The sequence below is a fragment of the Bradyrhizobium sp. genome (genome assembly GCF_016462955.1).
Taxonomy (GTDB): domain Bacteria; phylum Pseudomonadota; class Alphaproteobacteria; order Rhizobiales; family Xanthobacteraceae; genus Bradyrhizobium.
In genome coordinates this window covers 1-1642 of record NZ_JAEMSD010000867.1, presented here as the reverse complement: position 1 = coordinate 1642, position 1642 = coordinate 1, and the positions used below count along the sequence as shown (strand labels likewise).

The following is a 1642-nucleotide window of genomic DNA, read 5'->3' as shown; positions in this document are numbered from 1 at the left end:
TATATTTCCAATTGCTTGCCAAATATGTTCAAGATTGGTAGCGAAGATGTTGAGGTGTGCTTGCCGGGAGAATACCAGGGCGGCACCAAGCTCAGACTGAAGCCTGAAAAGCAGCGTATATTCTTCCTCAAGGGGCAGGCAGGACGTGATCTCCTGAGCAATATCGCCCATCAAGTACGCACGCTCTCAAGCGAGCGGCGTCTGATGCCGTTGGTCGATGAGATGGACGAAACGGCCTCCGCTCGGGCGCTCGCCGCAGCAGCGAGCGCTGCTGAGGAACCAGATTCCTTGCGTCGCGCCGACGGCTTGACCCTCCGGCGCCTTGGGTGGTCGCTTCAGCTTCGTTCGGCCGAAATACTTGCGAAGGATCTAGATCAAACGACCTGGATTGAACAGAGGCGGCGCTTCTACGAATTCGCCTGCAGTCATATATTGAGGCCGGATAAGATCCTGGAGCAGATCGACTATCTGGATAGGCTTATTTCCTTGGCCGTGTCTTTGGCGGATTGGCAGCACGCCCACCGGATGTATCAGCGAGCGCTGAATGCTATAGAACAGTTGGAGGCCGTGGTAGGGGGCGGCGAATGCCGGCTCAACGGGCAGTCCGTGGCGGCGACACCGCAACTCTGGAACGATTTCCGAACTTGGGTGGCTAACGCTTGCCGCGAAGCGGTTCTGCGGTCTCTCCCTTGGGATGGCGATACAGGCAAGCCCCGGCGCCTGCCGCGCGAAGCCGAGCGGCTGTTTTCGCTCATAGGCATGCCCGAAAAAAATGCCGAGGTGCGCTCGGCTGCACTTAGTTTGCGCGAGACCGACTGGGCAAAGCAGTCCTACAAAGAACACCTGCGCTGGGATGCGAATAGCCAGCGGCCGGCCATCGAAGGCGAGGCAGAATTCCTTCAGATGCTTGAAGACGAAGGTGACCGTCGTCGCCTCGCAGATTTGCGCGCGTTTATTGAAGGGACTCAGGGTGAAGACCCGACCACAGGATTGCGGCGCGTTAATCGTCGCCTCGGCGAAACAAGGGCTGGTGCATTACCGTCGCTGCTGCCCTACCTGCTCGCGACCCGCCCCTACACCGCGCAGGAGGTAGCGCTCTATCGCCCCGGCGAATGCGTTTTTGGGCCGAGAGAGAGAGCTTTTGAGCGGTGGGGAGCGTATACGCGCGCGCTTCGCGGCGCCTTCCATCGATCTGAAGGGATCGATGATGAGGCAGCGTCCTGGCTGGCCGGCGAGCAGCCGGAGAGACTACGAACTGCGGACCTGGGAGCGCGCCGCTCGGCGCGCCCGGTGTTACTCGGCATAACAAGCCTTAAGACGGATACGCGGAGTTGGGCAGCGGCCGCAGCTCGGCGTCCTGATCTCTCTATCGAGCGCTATGATCGGCTCGCGACTATCGTGAACATGGCGATCAACGCCAAGCCGCGACCGACCCATTTGTTGCTGCCGGAGTTGAGTGTACCCGACCGCTGGCTTCCGACGATGGCATCGCGGCTGCTCGAGTCCGGTATCAGTCTCATTACTGGCCTGGACTACGAGCACTACGCTGACGATCAGATCGGCAGCAGCGCGGCCCTTGTCTTGACAGATGATCGATTGGGCTTTGCGTCATCCATACAGATACGCCAGCCAAAGTTAGAAG

At 59.6% G+C, this 1642-nt stretch carries 1 protein-coding gene; it reads left to right on the top strand.

Annotated features, from left to right (window positions below; all coding sequences use genetic code 11):
• Positions 1-24: 24 nt before the first annotated feature.
• Positions 25-1642, top strand: a 1618-nt coding sequence (locus JHD07_RS39355; protein WP_291632016.1) for a hypothetical protein, incomplete at its 3' end; no start/stop codon positions are given.